Here is a 16687-nt window from a genome sequence, read left to right as displayed (position 1 = left end):
CGGTGGCTACGCGCCGCCGCCGCCCGCTGCCGGCTCCTACCCGCCGCCGCCCGCAGGCGCCCCGCAGTACCAGCAGCCGTACGCCGCCGCTCAGCCCATGAGCCCGTCGGACGAGAAGCTCTGGTCGACGCTCATCCACATCGGTGGGATCTTCTTCGGATTCATCCCGCCGCTGATCGGCTACCTGGTCCTCAAGGACCGCGGCCCGTTCATCAAGGCGCACACGCTCACCGCGCTGAACTTCCAGCTGACGATGCTGATCGCGCTCGTGGTCGGCTCGATCCTGACGATCGTCGTCGTGGGTCTGTTCATCATCATCGCCGTCTACGTCGTGGTGATCGTGTTCAGCATCATCGCCGCGATCAAGGCGAACAAGGGCGAGCTGTACAGCTACCCGCTCACGATCCAGTTCATCAAGGCCTGATCCGTCGAGTCGCACGAGAACAGCCCCGTCCGGTCCGCCGGGCGGGGCTGTTCTGCGCCTCGGGCAGGGTCAGTCGCCGACCAGACGGCGGACGACCGCGTCGGCGAGGAGCCGTCCGCGGCGCGTGAGCTCCAGCCGTCCGAGCAGGGCCTGCCGTGCGTCGACCAGTTCCTCGGCGATGAGCCCGGCGACGGCCGTGCGAGCCTCGGGGGCGAGCGTCCGGATCGGGATGCCGTCCCGCGTGCGGGTGAGCAGCAGGATGCGTTCGAGCTCCCGGGTCTCGTCGTCCAGGGTCTCCCGGCCGGCGGCCGGGGACTCCCCCGCCGCGATCCGCTGGGCGTAGGCCGCCGGGTGCTTGACGTTCCACCAGCGCACCCCGCCGACGTGACTGTGCGAGCCCGGGCCGACACCCCACCAGTCCTCGCCGGTCCAGTAGGAGAGGTTGTGCCGGGAGCGGTGCGTGTCGTCCGTCGCCCAGTTGCTGACCTCGTACCAGCCGTAGCCGGCCTCGGTGAGGAGATCGTCGGCGAGCTCGTACATATCGGCCTGCAGGTCTTCGTCGGGGGTCCCCACCACGCCCGAGCGGATCTGGCGCGCGAGTTTCGTCCCTGGTTCGACGATGAGCGAATAAGCCGACACGTGGTCCGGAGCGCAGGCGATCGCCGTCTCGAGTGAGACGCGCCAGTCGGCCAGGGTCTCCCCCGGCGTCCCGTAGATGAGGTCCAGGCTGACGCCGAGGCCGGCCTCGCGAGCCCACTGCACGACGAGCGGCACCCGGGCCGGATCGTGCGTGCGCTCGAGGGTGGCGAGCACACTCGGCACCGCGGACTGCATCCCGAAGGACACCCGGGTGAATCCGGCTTCGGCGAGCGTGCGGAGGTAGGCGGCGTCGACGGAGTCGGGGTTGGCCTCGGTCGTCACTTCAGCGCCGGGCGCGAGGTCGAAGTTGTCCGTCACGCCACGGAGCATCCGGACCAGGTCGTCAGCGGGGAGGAGGGTCGGCGTCCCGCCACCGAAGAACACGGTCGAGACCGGCCGGTCGGGGACGGCCGACGACGCCAGGACGGACTTGCCGAAGCGGAGTTCCGCGACCGCCTCGTCGGCGTAGTCCGACTGCTTCGCGCCGCGGAGCTCGGTCGCCGTGTAGGTGTTGAAGTCGCAGTAGCCGCATCTGACCCGGCAGAACGGCACATGCAGGTAGACCCCGAAGTTGCGCTCGTGGGCACCGACGGCCGCCGTCTCCGGGAGGAGTCCGTCGGACGGGGCCGGATCGGCGAGTGGGAGGGCGCTCGGCACGGTCCGTCGCTCAGACGCCGCGCGACGGCAGGAGTGCGCGGAGGTAGGCGTCGTTCATGGTCTTGCGGCGGCGCTTGGAGCCGACGAGCTTCGCGGCACCCTTCGTCGGGCGGAAGAACGAGCGCACGACGATCCAGACGGAGTCGTCCTCGCGCTGCTCGATCGTGAAGGACTGCTCGCCGCTCTCCGGATCGCCCTCCATGGTGCCGATGGCGAGGCTCACATGACCCGGCTCTTCGGTGACGGAGATGACGCGATGCGGCCCGACGAGCGGTTCCCCGCCGACGGTGCCGGCGAAGACGACCGTCGTGCCCGGCGTGATGAACGGCGTGCCGTCCTCGGCGAAGCGTTGTTCCTCGTGCGTCTCGATGGGCTCCAGCGGCGTACCGTCCTCGGCGAAGGCGATGCCGCCGTACTGCACGCCCGTCCCCGGGTGCACCTCGGAGATCTCCACGCCGCTCGAGCGGTGCAGTCCCCAGGTGAGGAGGGCGCTGCTCGCGAGGGCGAACCGCTCCTCACCGCTCCCGAGGCGGAACTCGTCCTCCGACGGCACGTAGCCTTCCGGCGGGTACTGCATGAGGTCGGTCCGCTGGGTGGCACCGACGGCCGCGTAGTCGACCGCTTCGTCCTCGAACGAACTGCGTCGTGCGTTCACTTCTTGTCCTTCGTCTCCACGTCCCCGGAGAGCGCTGCGATGAACGCCTCCTGAGGCACCTCGACCTTGCCGACCATCTTCATCCGCTTCTTGCCCTCCTTCTGCTTCTCGAGGAGCTTGCGCTTGCGGGTGATGTCACCGCCGTAGCACTTGGCCAGGACGTCCTTGCGCATGGCACGGACCGACTCGCGGGCGATGATCCGCGCACCGATGGCGGCCTGGATCGGCACCTCGAACTGCTGGCGCGGGATGAGCTTCTTCAGGCGCTCGGTCATGAGCACACCGTAGGCGTACGCCTTTTCGCGGTGGACGATGGCGCTGAACGCGTCGACCTGGTCGCCCTGCAGCAGGATGTCGACCTTCACGAGATCCGCGGCCTGCTGGCCGGAGGGCTCGTAGTCGAGCGACGCGTACCCCTGCGTGCGGCTCTTCAGGTGGTCGAAGAAGTCGAACACGATCTCACCGAGCGGCATCGTGTACCGCAGCTCGACGCGGTCCTCGCCGAGGTACTCCATGCCGAGCAGGGCGCCGCGGCGGCTCTGGCAGAGCTCCATGATGGTGCCGACGTAGTCCTTGGGGGCGAGGATGCCCACCTTGACCATCGGCTCCGACACCTCGAGGATCTTGCCGGAGGGGAACTCGCTCGGGTTCGTGACGGTGACGACCTGCTTGTCCTCCGTCTTCACCTCGTAGGTGACCGACGGTGCCGTGGCGATGAGGTCGAGGTCGAACTCGCGCTGCAACCGCTCGGTCACGATCTCGAGGTGCAGGAGGCCGAGGAAGCCGACGCGGAACCCGAAGCCGAGGGCGACGGAGGTCTCCGGCTCGTAGTTGAGCGAGGCGTCGGAGAGCTTCAGCTTGTCGAGCGCGTCGCGCAGGATCGGGTAGTCGCTGCCGTCGATCGGGTACAGACCGGAGAAGACCATCGGCTTCGGGTCGGTGTAGCCCGGGAGGGCGTCGGTCGCCGGTTTCACCGCGGTCGTGACGGTGTCGCCGACCTTCGACTGCCGGACGTCCTTCACGCCGGTGATGAGGTAGCCCACCTCACCGACGCCGAGGCCCTTCGTGGGCGTCGGCTCAGGCGAGCTGACGCCGATCTCGAGAAGGTCGTGCACCGCGCGCGTCGACATCATCTGGATGCGCTCGCGCGGACTCAGCTGGCCGTCGATCATGCGGACGTAGGTGACGACGCCGCGGTAGGTGTCGTAGACGGAGTCGAAGATCATGGCGCGCGTGGGTGCGTCCGGGTCGCCCACGGGGTTCGGGATGCGGCCGACGACGCGGTCGAGGAGGTCCTCGACACCCATGCCGGTCTTGCCGGACACCCGCAGGACGTCTTCGGGCTTGCCGCCGATGAGGCTCGCGAGCTCCTTCGCGTACTTGTCGGGGTCTGCCGCCGGGAGGTCGATCTTGTTGAGCACCGGGATGATCTCGAGGTCGTTCTCGAGGGCGAGGTAGAGGTTCGCGAGTGTCTGCGCCTCGATGCCCTGTGCGGCGTCGACGAGGAGGATCGCGCCCTCGCAGGCGGCGAGCGACCGCGAGACCTCGTAGGTGAAGTCGACGTGCCCGGGGGTGTCGATCATGTTGAGCGCGAAGGTCTCGCCGTTGAGCGACCACGGCATGCGCACGGCCTGGCTCTTGATGGTGATGCCGCGCTCGCGCTCGATGTCCATGCGGTCGAGGTACTGCGCCCGCATGTCGCGGTCCGAGACGACGCCGGTGATCTGCAGCATGCGGTCCGCCAGGGTCGACTTGCCGTGGTCGATGTGGGCGATGATGCAGAAGTTCCGGATGAACGCCGGGTCGGTCGATGCCGGCTCGAGGGCCTTCACTGCTTGGGGGCTCACGCGTTCCTCGGGGTCAGGGGTGGAATCGGGCAACCCTCATTGTCCCACGGCGGGGAGCACCCGCGCTGCGGTACCCTGGATTGCCAGAACTCAGCCCGACTGGTATTGTTGCCTGTTGGCTTGCGTGTGAGTTGAGACCACACGAGAACTCGCTTGAAGACGCCCTCTTCCGTCCGACGGCACCGAACATCATTTCCTCGAACCGAAAGTTGACCCAACGTGGCAAACATCAAGTCGCAGATCAAGCGCATCGGCACCAACAAGAAGGCCAACGAGCGCAACAAGGCCGTCAAGAGCCAGCTGAAGACCGCCATCCGCGCAACCCGTGAGGCCGTCGTCGCCGGCGACAAGGCTCAGGCTGAGTCCGCACTCAAGCTCGCCTCGAAGAAGCTCGACAAGGCCGTGAGCAAGGGCGTCATCCACGAGAACCAGGCAGCGAACCGCAAGTCGGCCATCGCCAAGCAGGTCAACGCGCTCTAAGCGACACCAGCTGCAAGGCCCCGGCGTTCCTCGGAACGTGCGGGGCCTTTCGCGTTCCCGGGGCATTCCGTTCCCTGAGTACACAGCGGTCCCTGAGCGCAAACGGGGTCCCTGAGCGCAAACGGGTCCCTGAGCGCAAACGGGTCCCTGAGCTTGTCGAAGGGCATCCCGCCCGCCACCACGGCCTGGTCGGCGGGCTACCGCTCCGACAGATCGACCCCGCGTGCCGCGATGACGCCGACGAGCCGCTCGAGCGCGAACACCGGGTCGCGGCTCGCGCCCTTCACGCCGGCGTCGGTCTCGGCGAGCATCTGCACTACGCGGCCGATGCCGGCGTCCGTCCAGCCGGACAGGTCCCGACGGGCGCGGTCGACCTGCCACGGCGCGAGGCCGAACTGCTGCGCGATCTGCCCGGACCCGCCGCGTGCCGACGACACCTTGGCCATCGTGCGGATCTTCATCGCGAACGCGGCGACGATCGGCACGGGGTCGGCACCCGAGTCGAGCGCCTGCCGCAGGGCGAGCAGCGCTTCCCCGTGTCGTCCGGCGATCGCGGCGTCGGCGACGTCGAACGCGCTCGTCTCGAGACGACCGCCGTAGTACTTGTTGACCGTCTGCTCGGTGATCTCCTCCGACGCGTCGGCTATGAGCTGACTGCACGCGGCAGCGAGCTCGGCGAGGTCGTCGGAGAAGGCGCCGACGAGTGCACGGAGCGCCTGGGGCGTGATGCGACGACCCGCCGTCTTGAACTCAGCCGCGGCGAAGTCGGCCTTGTCGCTGTCCCGCTTGAGTTCGGTGCAGACGATCTCGACACCGCCACCGGTGCCTGAGCGGATGGCGTCGAGCAGCTTCTTGCCGCGCACGCCTCCGTTGTGCCTCAGCACGAGGTAGGCGCCCTCCGGCGGTGCTTCGAGATACCGGATGGCTTCGGTGAGGAACTGGTCGGAACACTTTTCGACCTGGCTGACGCGGACGAGCCGGGGCTCACCGAAGAGCGACGGGCTCGCGACCGTGAGCAGCTCCCCCGGGGCGTAGCTGTCGGCGGCGACGTCGTTGACCTCGAGCGAGGGGTCTTCGGAGACGAGGAAGTCGCGCAGCCGACGGATCGCCCGGTCGGCGAGGAAGGACTCCGTGCCGGACACCAACACGATCGGCGCCGGGCGGATCTCGGACCAGCCGAGCTGCGGGATCGCCGCCGAGGCCTTGGCCGCCGTCTTGGCCTTGCCGCGACCGGCGGAACGTGGTGCAGCCACAGCGGCTCCTCTCGACCGTCCGAGTCTACCGGCGACCGCCGACGCCAGACGGGTCGGGGACGGCAGCTCACCCGCCGCGCTCCGACCACACGCGGAACCCGCCGTCGTCGCCCGGGCCGAGGACGATGATGCCCGACTCGTCCGTGCGGAGGACCTCGGCCCCGGTGGCCTCGTACAGCTCGAGCGCTGAACGCGTCGGATGCCCGTAGCCGTTGTCGGCCCCGACGGAGACGAGCGCAACCGTCGCGCCCACCCGGCGCGCCAAGCGGTCACTCTGATCGGCGGAACCGTGATGCGACACCTTGACGATGTCGACCGCGTCCCCGAGCGCGTGCCGACCGAGCAGCCGGTCCTGCGCTTCCTCGCCGAGGTCGCCGAGCAGCAGCACCGATGCGGCGAGGAGGTCGAATCGGACCACCACGCTCGCGTCGTTCCCCGGTTCGACGCCACCTGCCGCGGGGTCCGGCCACAGGACGCGCCACGGTGCCGCGCTCTCCGGGACCCCCAGCACCCCCTGGTCCCCGGCGCCGGCCTGTCGCACCTCCGCACCGGCCGCTCGGAGCACTCGGGCGATGCGCTCGTCCTCCGGGTCGTCGACCGGCCCGAGCAGCACCTCGTCGACCCTGCCGACGACCGCGTCGAGGCCTCCGACGTGGTCGAGGTCGTAATGGGTGAGGACGAGCAGTTCGATGCGAGACACCCCGAGTTCGTCCAAGCACGCGCGGAGCGGTTCGGGGTCAGGCCCGACGTCGACCAGGGCGGTGGCGCCGCCCTGTCGCAGGAGGACCGCGTCTCCCTGACCGACGTCGCAGGCGGCCACGATCCAGTCGCCCGGCCGGTGCAGGGCCGGCCCGAGTCCGTCCCCGACCGCCCGACCGCACAGTGCCACGAGCGCCACGACCACCGCCACCCCGATCGTCCTCGACCACCTCGGGGGCAGGTCCCGACGGAACAGCAGGAGCGTGGCGATCAAGACGGTCGGCACGGTGACGAGCACGACGCCCAGCGGCCCCTCCGGCCACGGCACCCGCGCAGCAGGGACGCCCTCGAACCACCGGGCCACCGCTGCGATCCAGGTCGCCGGCACCCACCCGAGCCACGCGACGAGCCATGCGAGTGGTGGTGCGAACGGGACCAGCAGGCAGGCGAGCAGCCCGAGCATGGTCGCGGGCGCTGCGGCCGGGCCCGCGAGCAGGTTCGCGGGGACACCGCCGAGCTGGATCGCGGGGTCGAGGAGGACGAGCATCGGCTGGCAGGCGAGCTGGGCGGCTGCCGGGATCGCGATGAGGGCCGCGATCCCTCGCGGCAGCCACCTGCCCAGCAGGTCCGTGAGGGGTCCGCTCAGGAGCAGCAGACCACTGGTGGCGAGCACCGAGAGCCCGAACCCGTACTGCCCGGCCAGCCAAGGGTCGGCGACGAGGAGGACGACCACCGCCAACGACAGCGCGGCGAGGCCCCTGATCGGCCGCCCGAAGCCGCCCACCACCAGGACGAAGGCGGCCATGAGAGCCGCCCGCTGCACGCTCGGTTGGGGCGTCACGAGGACCACGAAGGCGACGAGGCACAGCAGGGCACAAGAGATCCTGAGCTTCCGCCCGCCGCCGAGTGCCGCGACCGCGGTGCTGACGAGCCACACGATGACCGCACAGTTCGCTCCGGACACGGCCGTCAGATGCGAGAGTGAACTGCGCTGCATCGACTCCGTGACCGCGTCACTCACCTGACTCACATCGCCGATCGCGAGGCCGGGCAGCAGTTCCCCACCCGGGCCGGGCAAGGTGGACGCGAGCCCGACGAGGCCGGAACGGAGCGACGCCGACCAGTCGAGGATCGCCGGCGGCTCCCCCAGCAGCTCGGGTTCCTCCCGTGCGAAGAGCAGCGCTGCCCGCGCATCACCCGGCGCGTTCCATCGGAGCGAGCCGTCGACGCGCCAGCGCTCGCCGATCCTCGGCGCCCGATCCGCCGGCACCGGCGCGAACACGAGGACCGGGACCGAGAGGTGCTCCAGGATGCTGTGGTCTCCACTGGCCGTCACGAGGTCGGCAGCGAAGCGGATGCCGGATCCCGTCGTGACCGAACCGGTGGGCACGGCGTCGCCGGTCACCACGACCTCGGCATCCACTGGAGCGTTTCCGAGCGCTTGCAGCGCCTCCGGCTGCCGGTCAGGCGCGCGTGCGGCGATCGAGGCCGCGACCATGCCGAACAGCGCCGCGGCGCACGCGCACAGCAGGAGTGTCGTGATGACGACAGACCCTGTCCGACGCTCCCCCGGGCGATACTCCGCACGGCGACGCCGGACGACCGTGCTGCACCCGAGGCAGGCGGAGGCGACGAGGAACGCGACCAGTACCCCACCCCAGGCCAGCGTTGGAGCCGCGCTGCAGACGGCCGCACCGACCCAGGAGACCGCCGCCGGGATGAGCAGGCGCGGGAACCGCATCGCGCTCTCACCTCGCCCGGATGTCGGTCCGGTGGCCGCGTCTGCGGTCACACCGTCGCCGCCGCGCGAAGCCCCTCGAGGGTCTTCGCGCCGATGCCTTCGACCGCGCTCAGGTCGTCGAGGGTGGCGAACGGTCCGTTCGCCTCCCGCCAGGCGACGATGCGTGCGGCCAGGGCCTCTCCGATCCGCGGGAGTGCGGTGAGTTCTGCCGCGGATGCCGTGTTCACGTTGACGAGCTGCGAGCCGGAGGGACTCCCGGCAGCCGACCCGTTCGCGCCTCCGCCAGGTGGCACCTCGCCGACCACCGGGACGTACAGTTGCTCGCCGTCGTTCACGAACCGTGCGAGGTTCACGGCACTGGTGTCCGCTTCCGGTAGGAGGCCGCCGGCGGACGCCACCGCATCGAACGCACGTGATCCGTCCGGCAGCCGGTAGACACCAGGGGCCGCGACCGCTCCGAGCACGTGGATGAAGAGCTCCCCCGTCGCCGAGCCGGCAGGTGCGGTCGCTCCCGGTGTCGCGACAGGCATGGGGCTCCCCTCAGCCGACAACTCCGCCCCACCGATGGTCCGCACCGCCCCGCCTGAGCTGAACAGCGAGACGAGGATGGCGACCACGAGCGCAGCGATCACCAGCACCACGACGGCCCCGGCACGGAACTCCGGGCGCGGTAGCTCACCGAGCAGACGGCGCGTCGACGAACGCGTGGATGGCACCGGGCGGGACGTGGGTTCCGGTTCGATGGTCATCCTCGAACGCTACGAGCCCGGACGCCCCGCACCACACGCTCGCCGTCGCCACGGGACCGAACACCCCGCGCCCGCCCCTGTGGAGCGCGTTTGAGACGCGCATCGAGGCCTGACGTCCAGCCCCGGCCCCCACCTCGCGGCGCAGAGCCCTGCTACCGTCGAGTCTCCGGCGGGGGCCGGTGAAACGGGGGCAGCATGCAGGCGAAGTCACGTCGACAGGCTTGGCTGACGGCGATCCTCATCGCCGCGGCGCTGGTGCTGGACGTCTCCATGCACCTGTATCCGCTTCGGCTCATGATCCTGGACGTCGAACGAATCGATGGCGCCGGAGTCCCGTCTGCAGAGGCAATGCGGTTCCCGGAAGGCACCGCGCTGCTGAGCGCGCGCAGCGAATGCGCGAACGGCGGGTGCTGGTCACTCTTCACCGTGCGACCCCCAGCGGGCGCCGACCGAGTGGCCTTCGAGGAGATCTATCTCGTCGATCGTGGCCGGATGGACGGCACCCTGTGGGATCCGAGGCCGATCACCGTGTCGGCGGAGGAGTTCGGCAACGATGTCTGGGTCGTGCGCGGAGACTACTGGAGCGATTCATCGTGGCGGCCGAGCAGCTGAACGTCAACGCGCGCAGTTCGTGCCGCACGCGTTAAGACTCGATGGGTGCCGGACATGTCATCAGTGACGGTGTTCACTCGAGGGGGTTTCCATGGATGATCTTGACGCACAGATACAACGATCCGCGCCGCGCGCTTTCGGAGAGGATGCGGAAGCCGCCGAGTACGCTCGTTTCGTAGCCCAGGAGGCTGCGTCCCGAGCACGACCTTCCGGTGTGAGATCCCGATACAAGCGCTACCTCAGCCTCCTGGGTGTGACCGCCGGACTCTTCACGGTCGGTGTGAGCGCTGCGGCGGCGGCCCCGGCTGTGCTCGACTGGGTCGGCTGGACACCCGAAGCCACGGTGCAACGATCGTTCGACATCGGCGAGGACGGCGCGGTGTGCCAGCTCGTTGCGCGAGTGGTCCCCGAATACCGGAACATCAGCACGGCTGAGGCCGATCGCCGCACGCAAGAAGCCCGCGTCTTCCTGACCGAATACGACTGGGACAGGGTCGTCGCTTCGATCACCACAGCCGACATCGACGCAGCGCTCGCCATCGAACAAGCTCGACGCACGGAACTGGCAACGATCGCCGAGGTAAATGGAACCACGCCGCCGCCAGCTGCAACCCCGGAATCCGTGGCCGGAAACCTGATGGCGACGAAGATCTTCGATGCATTCGAGAAGGCTGGCTTCCTGCGGACTGGGACCTCGATCGACGTCGCCGGCGACTGTGGCGAGACCGCGGAGGATGCGCAGTGACCGACGCGAAACGTCGCGCCCGCCAGGAACGACTCGAGAGACTTCACCAGGACAACGCGGCCGATGTGCTCTCGTTCCTCGGCCGACGGGTCACGACCCCGGCAGACGCCGCCGATGCGCTGAGCGAGACCTTCATCGCAGCATGGAGACACATCGATCGGATGCCAGCGGACCCTGTACAGGCGCGGATGTGGCTCTTCGGAGTCGCACGCCGGGTGGCGTCGAATGCCCGCCGCAGCTCTGATCGCAGGGACGCACTCACCGCTCGTCTGGGCGAACACCTCGAAACGCTCCAGCCGACGCAGACGGACGACACCACCGAATCCGTGCTGGCGGCTATCTCCGAGCTCCCTCGGAATCAAGCAGAACTGATCAAACTCGTGCTGTGGGACGGGTTCACGGTCATCGAGGCAGCAAGCATCGTCGGTGTGCGTGAGTCGACTGCCCGTGGCCGATACCAGCGCGCGCGTCTGCGTCTCCGCCAGCTGTTGCGGGATCCGGGCGAGCAGGACGTGCGCGTTCGCGTCCCGCTCGAGAAATCGGCCGCGCATGTCGACCATTGATCGAGGACGTCTGCTTGTCGATTCCCTCGACCTCCGACTGCAGCGGATCCATCCGTTGAGGGCGATCAAGCCGCTCTGGCTGGCTCAGCCCGCTCTCGTGTCGAAGATCGCCCGAACCAGATCCACAGGGGGCGAGCCGTGGCGAGGATGAGCACCGCGAACAGGCTCTGACTGATGACGCCGAACCACGACAGACCGCCGAGCAGAACGAAGACGGTCCAGTTCACGGCGATGTCGGCGACGATCACCGCGATGCCGAGCACGATGCCGGCGCGCCGTCGAAGGATGATCAGCACAGCGGTGATGGGGTCCAAGACCGTGAGTGTCACCCAGAACAGCCGGACGCCGGGCGGGAAGCCGCCGTAGACGTCCAACCCGCCGAGGATCAGATCCGCGGTGTGCGTGGTCGTTCCGATCAGGAAGCCGATCACCCACAGGATCTGGAACACGCGGAGCGTTCGTACTGATGGGGTGAGAGCGATCACCCGGTCATGCTACCGAGGAAGCACAGGCAAGCGGGCGGGACGCGATCCGGGAACCCCCTGCCGTCGGATGGGACACGGGGTCCGACTGGATGGTCGTCCCCGAGCGCTCCGAGCGTGTTCGGGACGGGCCGCAGGGCCCGCCCCGAACCGCATCAACCCTTCGTGGCGATGCTCACCACGCGTGGGGCGCGCACGACGACGTTGACGATCTCGCGGTCGCCCACGGAACGCTGCACGGTCGCGCTCGCGCGCGCGAGCTGCTCGAGCTCCTCGCCGGAGATCTTCGGCGACACCTCGAGCCGGTCGCGGACCTTGCCGTCGACCTGCACCACCGCGGTCACCTGGTCCTCGACCAGCAGCGACCGGTCGGCCTTCCGCCACGGCACCAGCGAGATCGACGGCTGGTAGCCGAGCTTGGCCCACATGTCCTCGGCGGTGAAGGGCGCGAAGAGGTCGAGCGCCATGGCCGTCACCTCGGCGGACTCGCGCACGGCGGGGTCGCCCGCGCCGGGCCCGGCGTCGATCGTCTTCCGCGTCGCGTTGACGAGCTCCATGAGTCGTGCCACGACGACATTGAACTTGCCCGCCTCGATGAGGCCGGGAGCCTCCGCGAGGAAGTGATGCGTGACCTTCCGCAGCTTCTCGTCGCCGTCCTTCCAGGCGACGTCGGGCGAGCTGGTGACGTCGTGCGCGACCCGCCAGGCGCGTGCCAGGAACTTGGCCGACCCGGCAGGCGAGACGTCCGCCCAGTCGATGTCGTCCTCCGGAGGACCGGCGAACGCCATCGTGACGCGCAGGGCGTCGGCGCCATACGACCGCAGCTCCTGGGCGAACTCCACCAGGTTGCCCTTGCTCTTGCTCATCTTCGAACCGTCGAGGATGACCATGCCCTGGTTGAGGAGCGCGCTGAAGGGCTCGGTGAAGCCGACCTTGCCGAGGTCGAACAGGACCTTCGTGATGAACCGTGAGTAGAGCAGGTGCAGGATCGCGTGCTCGACACCGCCGACGTACTGGTCGACCGGGGCCCACTTGTCGGCCTCCTTCGGGTCGAACGCGATCTCGTCGGAGGTCGGGTTCAGGAACCGGAGGAAGTACCACGAGCTGTCGACGAAGGTGTCCATCGTGTCGGAGTCGCGCTTCGCAGGCTTCCCGCACGACGGGCAGTCCACGTTGATCCAGTCCTCAGCCGCCGCGAGCGGGCTCATGCCCTTCGGACGCAGGTCGAGACCCGCGGCATCCGGCAGCCGCACGGGGAGCTGGTCCTCGGGGACCGGCACCTCGCCACAGGCGTCGCAGTGGATGATCGGGATCGGCGTGCCCCAGTAGCGCTGTCGCGAGATGAGCCAGTCGCGGAGGCGGTAGTTCTTCGTCTTCGCGCCGAGGCCGCTCGATGCCAGCGCCGCCGTGACCTTCGGGATCGCGTTCGCCTTGCTCAGGCCGTCGAAGGGGCCGGAGTTCGTCAGGCGACCGTCGCCCGTCAGCGCGACACCCGTCTTGGCGGGATCGATCGACGGGAGGTCCTCCGGCAGCTCACCGTCGACGATGATCGGGATGGCACCGGTGACGGGCTGGGTGGTGTCCACCACGACGCGCACGGGCAGGTCGAACGCCCGCGCGAAGTCGAGGTCGCGCTGGTCGTGCGCGGGAACCGCCATGATCGCCCCGTGACCGTAGTCGGCCAGGACGTAGTCGGCCGCCCAGATCGGCAGGCGCTCGCCACTCAGCGGGTTGATCGCGTAGCGCTCGAGGAACACGCCGGTCTTCTGGCGGTCGGTCGCGAGCCGCGCGATCTCGCTCTCACCCTTGACGCTGTCGAGGTAGGCCTGGAAGCGCCCCTTGACCTCGTCGGAGGTGTCTGCGACGAGCTCGGCTGCGAGCTCCGAGTCGGGCGCCACCACCATGAACGTCACGCCGTACAGCGTGTCAGGGCGGGTCGTGTACACGGAGACCGGCTCGGCACGACCCTCGATGGAGAACGAGACGTCCGCACCGTTGGATCGACCGATCCAGTTCCGCTGCATGCTGAGGACCTTGGCCGGCCAGGTGCCCTCGAGCTGGTTGAGGTCGTCGATCAGGCGGTCCGCGTAGTCGGTGATGCGGAAGTACCACTGGGTGAGCTTCTTCTTCGTCACCTCGGCGCCGCAGCGCTCGCAGTGTCCGTCGACGACCTGCTCGTTCGCGAGCACGGTCTGGTCGTTCGGGCACCAGTTGACGGGGCTCGCCTTGCGGTACGCGAGGCCCTTCTCGAACAGCTGGAGGAACAGCCACTGGTTCCACCGGTAGTACTCGGGGTCGCTCGTGTGGAGCTCGCGGTCCCAGTCGAACGAGGGGCCGTACTGGCGGAAGCTGGCCTTCTGCTGCGCGATGTTCGCGTAGGTCCACTCGCGCGGGTCGACGCCGCGCTGGATGGCGGCGTTCTCGGCGGGGAGACCGAACGAGTCCCAGCCGATCGGGTGCAGGACGTTGAAGCCCTGGTGACGCCAGTACCGCGCGACGATGTCGCCGAAGCCGAACGCCTCGGCGTGACCCATGTGCAGGTCGCCCGAGGGGTACGGGAACATGTCGAGCACGTACTTGCGCGGACGTTTGTCGGCAGGGTCGCCTGCTGCGAAGGGCTTCAGCTCGTCCCAGACGGGAAGCCACTTCTCCTGGATCGCCTGGAAGTCGTACCGCTCGCCGTCTCGGCGGTCGTCGGTGTTGCGCTCGTCTGACACGTCACTCTCAATCACTGCAGGTGCTGGGGGTGGAAGCCCGTGGGCTGCTCGCACGGCGCTCGGCCGCAGGATGGACGGGCTGGAGCGCACGACGGCGCTCCGTCCAACGGTCAAGCCTACCGGGATTCGGCAGGCGGACGTCCGACGCCGAGTGCCGCCAGCGGGGCCGCCGCCTTGGTCCACGTCTCCTCGAGCTCCTCCCGGGCGTCGGACAGCGCCGTGATGCCACCACCCGTGCCGATCGACGCACCCTGCGGATCGATCACGATCGAGCGGATGACCATGGCGAGGTCCATCGATCCGTCCGCGGACAGCAGGCCGAAGGCGCCGGCGTACACCCCGCGCGGGCCCGCTTCGAGGTTGTACAGCAGTTCCATCGCCCGACGTTTCGGGGCCCCGGTCATCGATCCGGCCGGGAATGCGACCTCGACGACGTCGAGCGCGCCCAGCCCTGCGCGCAACCGTCCTTCGACGGTGCTGACGAGTTGGTGCACCTGCGGGTAGCTCTCGACGTGATGGAGAGCCGTGACCGCCACGGAACCCAGCTCGCAGACTCTGGAGAGGTCGTTCCGCATCAGATCGACGATCATGAGGTTCTCCGCGCGCTCCTTGGGACTCGCCAGCAGATCGGCGCGCCGGCGGGCGTCCTCCTCGGGATCGGCACCTCTCGGCCGGGTCCCCTTGATCGGCTTCGTCCGGACGCGGCCGTCGGCCCAGACCTCGAGGAACTGCTCCGGTGACGCGCTCGCGACACTGATCGAACCGAACCGGAGGAAGCCGCCGTGGTGCGTGGGGCTCGTCCTGCGCAGCCGCAGATAGGTCGCAAGCGGGTCGTGGACGCCGTCGACGCGCAGGTGGTTCGTCAAGCACAGCTGGTAGGCGTCCCCACGGGTGATGTGCTCCTGGCACCGCTCGACGAGCCGCACGTATGCGGCATCGCTGTGACGGGGCGCGCAGACCCCGCCGGCCGCCTCAGCCACGGGAGGAGGCTCGGTCGCCCTACTCAACCGCTCGACGGTCGTCGCGATCCAGTCGGGATCGTCCGACGAGATCGTCACCGTCCGCGCCGCATGGTCGAACCGCACCTGGTCGTCGAGGCGCAGGAAGAGCGCGTCCGGGGAGGCGGCCGCGTGCGACGGAACCCCGACGAGCCCTGCCCCCGACTCGTAGCCGAACCACCCGACCCAATCGCCCGGGTCGCCCTCCGCACGCACGGTACGGAGGGCGTCGAGGATCGTCGTCCGGTCGACCGAGGCGGACACAGGGGTGATGCGCTCCACCGTGCCGAGCCGGACGTCCGCGACGAGGCGTTCGGTCCCGCGTCCGATGAGACTGACGCCGGTCCGGGAGCCCTGGCCCGAATCCAACCAGGCCGCCCAGGGCTCGTCAGCGAACACGCGTCGGTAGACGTCCTCGGGCTCGGACCAGGCCGGGAGGACGACCTGCCGGCGTGCTCCGGTGGATCGCATCAGCCGACGGCCGCGATCGGCGGCGCGACGATCCGGAGGCGACCGGTCACGAGGCTGTCGGGGACCGGCGTGTGCGAGATCACGACGACCGCACGACCCTCGGATCCCGCGACACCGAGCAGGTCCTCGAGCAGGGCGGTCGCGCGCTCAGGATCGACGTTGGCGGTCGGCTCGTCGAGCACGAGCACGGGGAACTCGCGGAGGAGCGCGCGGGCGAGGGCGATGCGTTGCGCCTGCCCTCCAGAGACGAGCGCGCCGTGCTCCCCCACCGGGCGGTCGAGTCCGCCGCGTTCGGCGAGCCAGGAAGAGAGCCCGACCCGCTCCAGCACGGCCTCGAGTTCAGCGTCGTCGGCCGTGTCCTTGGCGAAGAGGAGGTTCTGGCGGATGTCTGCGTCGAAGAGGAACGGACGCTGCTCGACGAGCCCGACCGACTCGCGCAACGTGTCCGGGCGGAGGTCGCGTGCCTCGACGCCGCCGACGCGGTACCCACCCTCGTACTCGAGGAAGCGGACGAGGGCGTGCGCCAGGGTGGTCTTTCCGGCTCCGCTGTCGCCTTCGACGAGCAGCCGGTCGCCGGCCGACAGCCGGAAGCTGATCGGTGCGAGCGCCGCCGTCGTACTCCCGGGCCACCGCGCGCTGAGGTGCTCCGCCTCGAGCATGACGCCGTCGAAGGTCGGCGTGAGGATGCTGCCGGTGTCCTCGTCCGGGATCTCGTCGGGTCGATCGCTCGGGACCGCGTCCGCCACGCGCTCGGCGCTCGCGACCGCCTCCCGCCAAGCCCCGAACGCGAGGGGCACCATCGCGCAGACCTCGAACACGGCGAGCGGGACGAGGACGATCACGGTGAGCGCGGGGCCGCCGATCGTTCCCAGCGCCGGCATGCCTGCCCACAGCGCCGCGATGACGGACGCCCCGGAAGCCAGGGAGAGGACGGCGCCGGCAACCCCGGCGCCCG

15 protein-coding genes are annotated in these 16687 nt (G+C 69.4%); 5 read left to right on the top strand and 10 right to left on the bottom strand.

The window, feature by feature from the left end; all coding sequences use genetic code 11:
• A partial coding sequence (locus IFT89_RS17325) for a DUF4870 domain-containing protein (protein ID WP_374190803.1) occupies positions 1 to 424 on the top strand: 424 nt, incomplete at its 5' end.
• A gap of 69 nt (positions 425 to 493) precedes the next feature.
• Here the strand turns inward: IFT89_RS17325 and hemW are convergent.
• The 3 genes from hemW to lepA are packed head-to-tail and all read right to left on the bottom strand — an operon-like array spanning position 494 to position 4222.
• On the bottom strand, positions 494 to 1720 hold the full coding sequence (hemW, locus tag IFT89_RS17320; RefSeq protein WP_202939582.1) for a radical SAM family heme chaperone HemW: 1227 nt from the start codon (positions 1718 to 1720) through the stop codon (positions 494 to 496).
• 10 nt (positions 1721 to 1730) lie between these two features.
• Positions 1731 to 2375, bottom strand: a complete 645-nt coding sequence (locus tag IFT89_RS17315) for a DUF1990 family protein (protein WP_242664435.1) — start codon at positions 2373 to 2375, stop codon at positions 1731 to 1733.
• Positions 2372 to 4222, bottom strand: coding sequence for a translation elongation factor 4 (gene lepA, locus IFT89_RS17310; RefSeq protein ID WP_191940946.1), 1851 nt, complete (start codon positions 4220 to 4222; stop codon positions 2372 to 2374). The genes IFT89_RS17315 and lepA overlap by 4 nt, the downstream gene beginning before the upstream one ends.
• A 219-nt stretch (positions 4223 to 4441) precedes the next feature.
• Between lepA and rpsT the strand changes: the two genes are divergently transcribed.
• Complete coding sequence (rpsT, locus tag IFT89_RS17305; RefSeq protein ID WP_064295571.1) at positions 4442 to 4702, top strand: 30S ribosomal protein S20; 261 nt, start codon at positions 4442 to 4444, stop codon at positions 4700 to 4702.
• A gap of 197 nt (positions 4703 to 4899) precedes the next feature.
• Here the strand turns inward: rpsT and holA are convergent, their stop codons facing one another.
• The 3 genes from holA to IFT89_RS17290 form a co-directional block, all read right to left on the bottom strand.
• Positions 4900 to 5955, bottom strand: coding sequence for a DNA polymerase III subunit delta (gene holA, locus IFT89_RS17300; RefSeq protein WP_192018058.1), 1056 nt, complete (start codon positions 5953 to 5955; stop codon positions 4900 to 4902).
• Positions 5956 to 6022: 67 nt separating this feature from the next.
• On the bottom strand, positions 6023 to 8395 hold the full coding sequence (locus tag IFT89_RS17295; RefSeq protein WP_202939581.1) for a ComEC/Rec2 family competence protein: 2373 nt from the start codon (positions 8393 to 8395) through the stop codon (positions 6023 to 6025).
• A gap of 47 nt (positions 8396 to 8442) precedes the next feature.
• The gene (locus IFT89_RS17290; RefSeq protein ID WP_192018060.1) at positions 8443 to 9144 is read right to left on the bottom strand and encodes a helix-hairpin-helix domain-containing protein; all 702 of its coding nucleotides are present in this window, start codon (positions 9142 to 9144) and stop codon (positions 8443 to 8445) included.
• A 195-nt stretch (positions 9145 to 9339) separates the two neighbouring features.
• On the opposite strand from IFT89_RS17290, the gene IFT89_RS17285 reads away from it, so the two are divergent.
• From IFT89_RS17285 to IFT89_RS17275, 3 genes are all read left to right on the top strand, one after another.
• On the top strand, positions 9340 to 9756 hold the full coding sequence (locus IFT89_RS17285; protein WP_202939580.1) for a hypothetical protein: 417 nt from the start codon (positions 9340 to 9342) through the stop codon (positions 9754 to 9756).
• 253 nt (positions 9757 to 10009) lie between these two features.
• Entirely contained in the window at positions 10010 to 10501 is a 492-nt protein-coding gene (locus IFT89_RS17280; protein ID WP_191940941.1) for a hypothetical protein, read from the top strand.
• Entirely contained in the window at positions 10498 to 11064 is a 567-nt protein-coding gene (locus IFT89_RS17275; RefSeq protein ID WP_202939579.1) for an RNA polymerase sigma factor, read from the top strand. The genes IFT89_RS17280 and IFT89_RS17275 overlap by 4 nt, the downstream gene beginning before the upstream one ends.
• Before the next feature lie 65 nt (positions 11065 to 11129).
• Here the strand turns inward: IFT89_RS17275 and IFT89_RS17270 are convergent, their stop codons facing one another.
• The 4 genes from IFT89_RS17270 to IFT89_RS17255 all read right to left on the bottom strand — a co-directional run.
• Entirely contained in the window at positions 11130 to 11549 is a 420-nt protein-coding gene (locus IFT89_RS17270) for a hypothetical protein (protein ID WP_202939578.1), read from the bottom strand.
• A 152-nt stretch (positions 11550 to 11701) separates the two neighbouring features.
• Positions 11702 to 14263 carry a leucine--tRNA ligase gene (gene leuS / locus IFT89_RS17265; RefSeq protein ID WP_202939577.1) on the bottom strand — a complete coding sequence of 854 codons (2562 nt, stop codon included), beginning with the start codon at positions 14261 to 14263 and terminating at the stop codon, positions 11702 to 11704.
• Between the two features lie 116 nt (positions 14264 to 14379).
• Entirely contained in the window at positions 14380 to 15732 is a 1353-nt protein-coding gene (locus IFT89_RS17260; protein ID WP_202939576.1) for an anthranilate synthase component I family protein, read from the bottom strand.
• The coding region (locus IFT89_RS17255; protein ID WP_202939575.1) for an amino acid ABC transporter ATP-binding/permease protein at positions 15732 to 16687 on the bottom strand (956 nt) is incomplete at its 5' end. The genes IFT89_RS17260 and IFT89_RS17255, both read right to left, overlap by 1 nt.

It is taken from the genome of Plantibacter sp. CFBP 13570, from assembly GCF_014841395.1.
Classification (GTDB): domain Bacteria; phylum Actinomycetota; class Actinomycetes; order Actinomycetales; family Microbacteriaceae; genus Plantibacter; species Plantibacter auratus.
Note: the sequence above shows the minus strand (reverse complement) of the source record. Positions and strands in the feature narration are given on the sequence as shown.

Coding starts and splice junctions, on each gene's coding strand:
- IFT89_RS17260 (WP_202939576.1), bottom strand. CDS start 15,732: ATGCGATCCACCGGAGCACGCCGGCAGGTCGTCCTCCCGGCCTGGTCC.
- IFT89_RS17290 (WP_192018060.1), bottom strand. CDS start 9,144: ATGACCATCGAACCGGAACCCACGTCCCGCCCGGTGCCATCCACGCGT.
- IFT89_RS17285 (WP_202939580.1), top strand. CDS start 9,340: ATGCAGGCGAAGTCACGTCGACAGGCTTGGCTGACGGCGATCCTCATC.
- IFT89_RS17295 (WP_202939581.1), bottom strand. CDS start 8,395: ATGCGGTTCCCGCGCCTGCTCATCCCGGCGGCGGTCTCCTGGGTCGGT.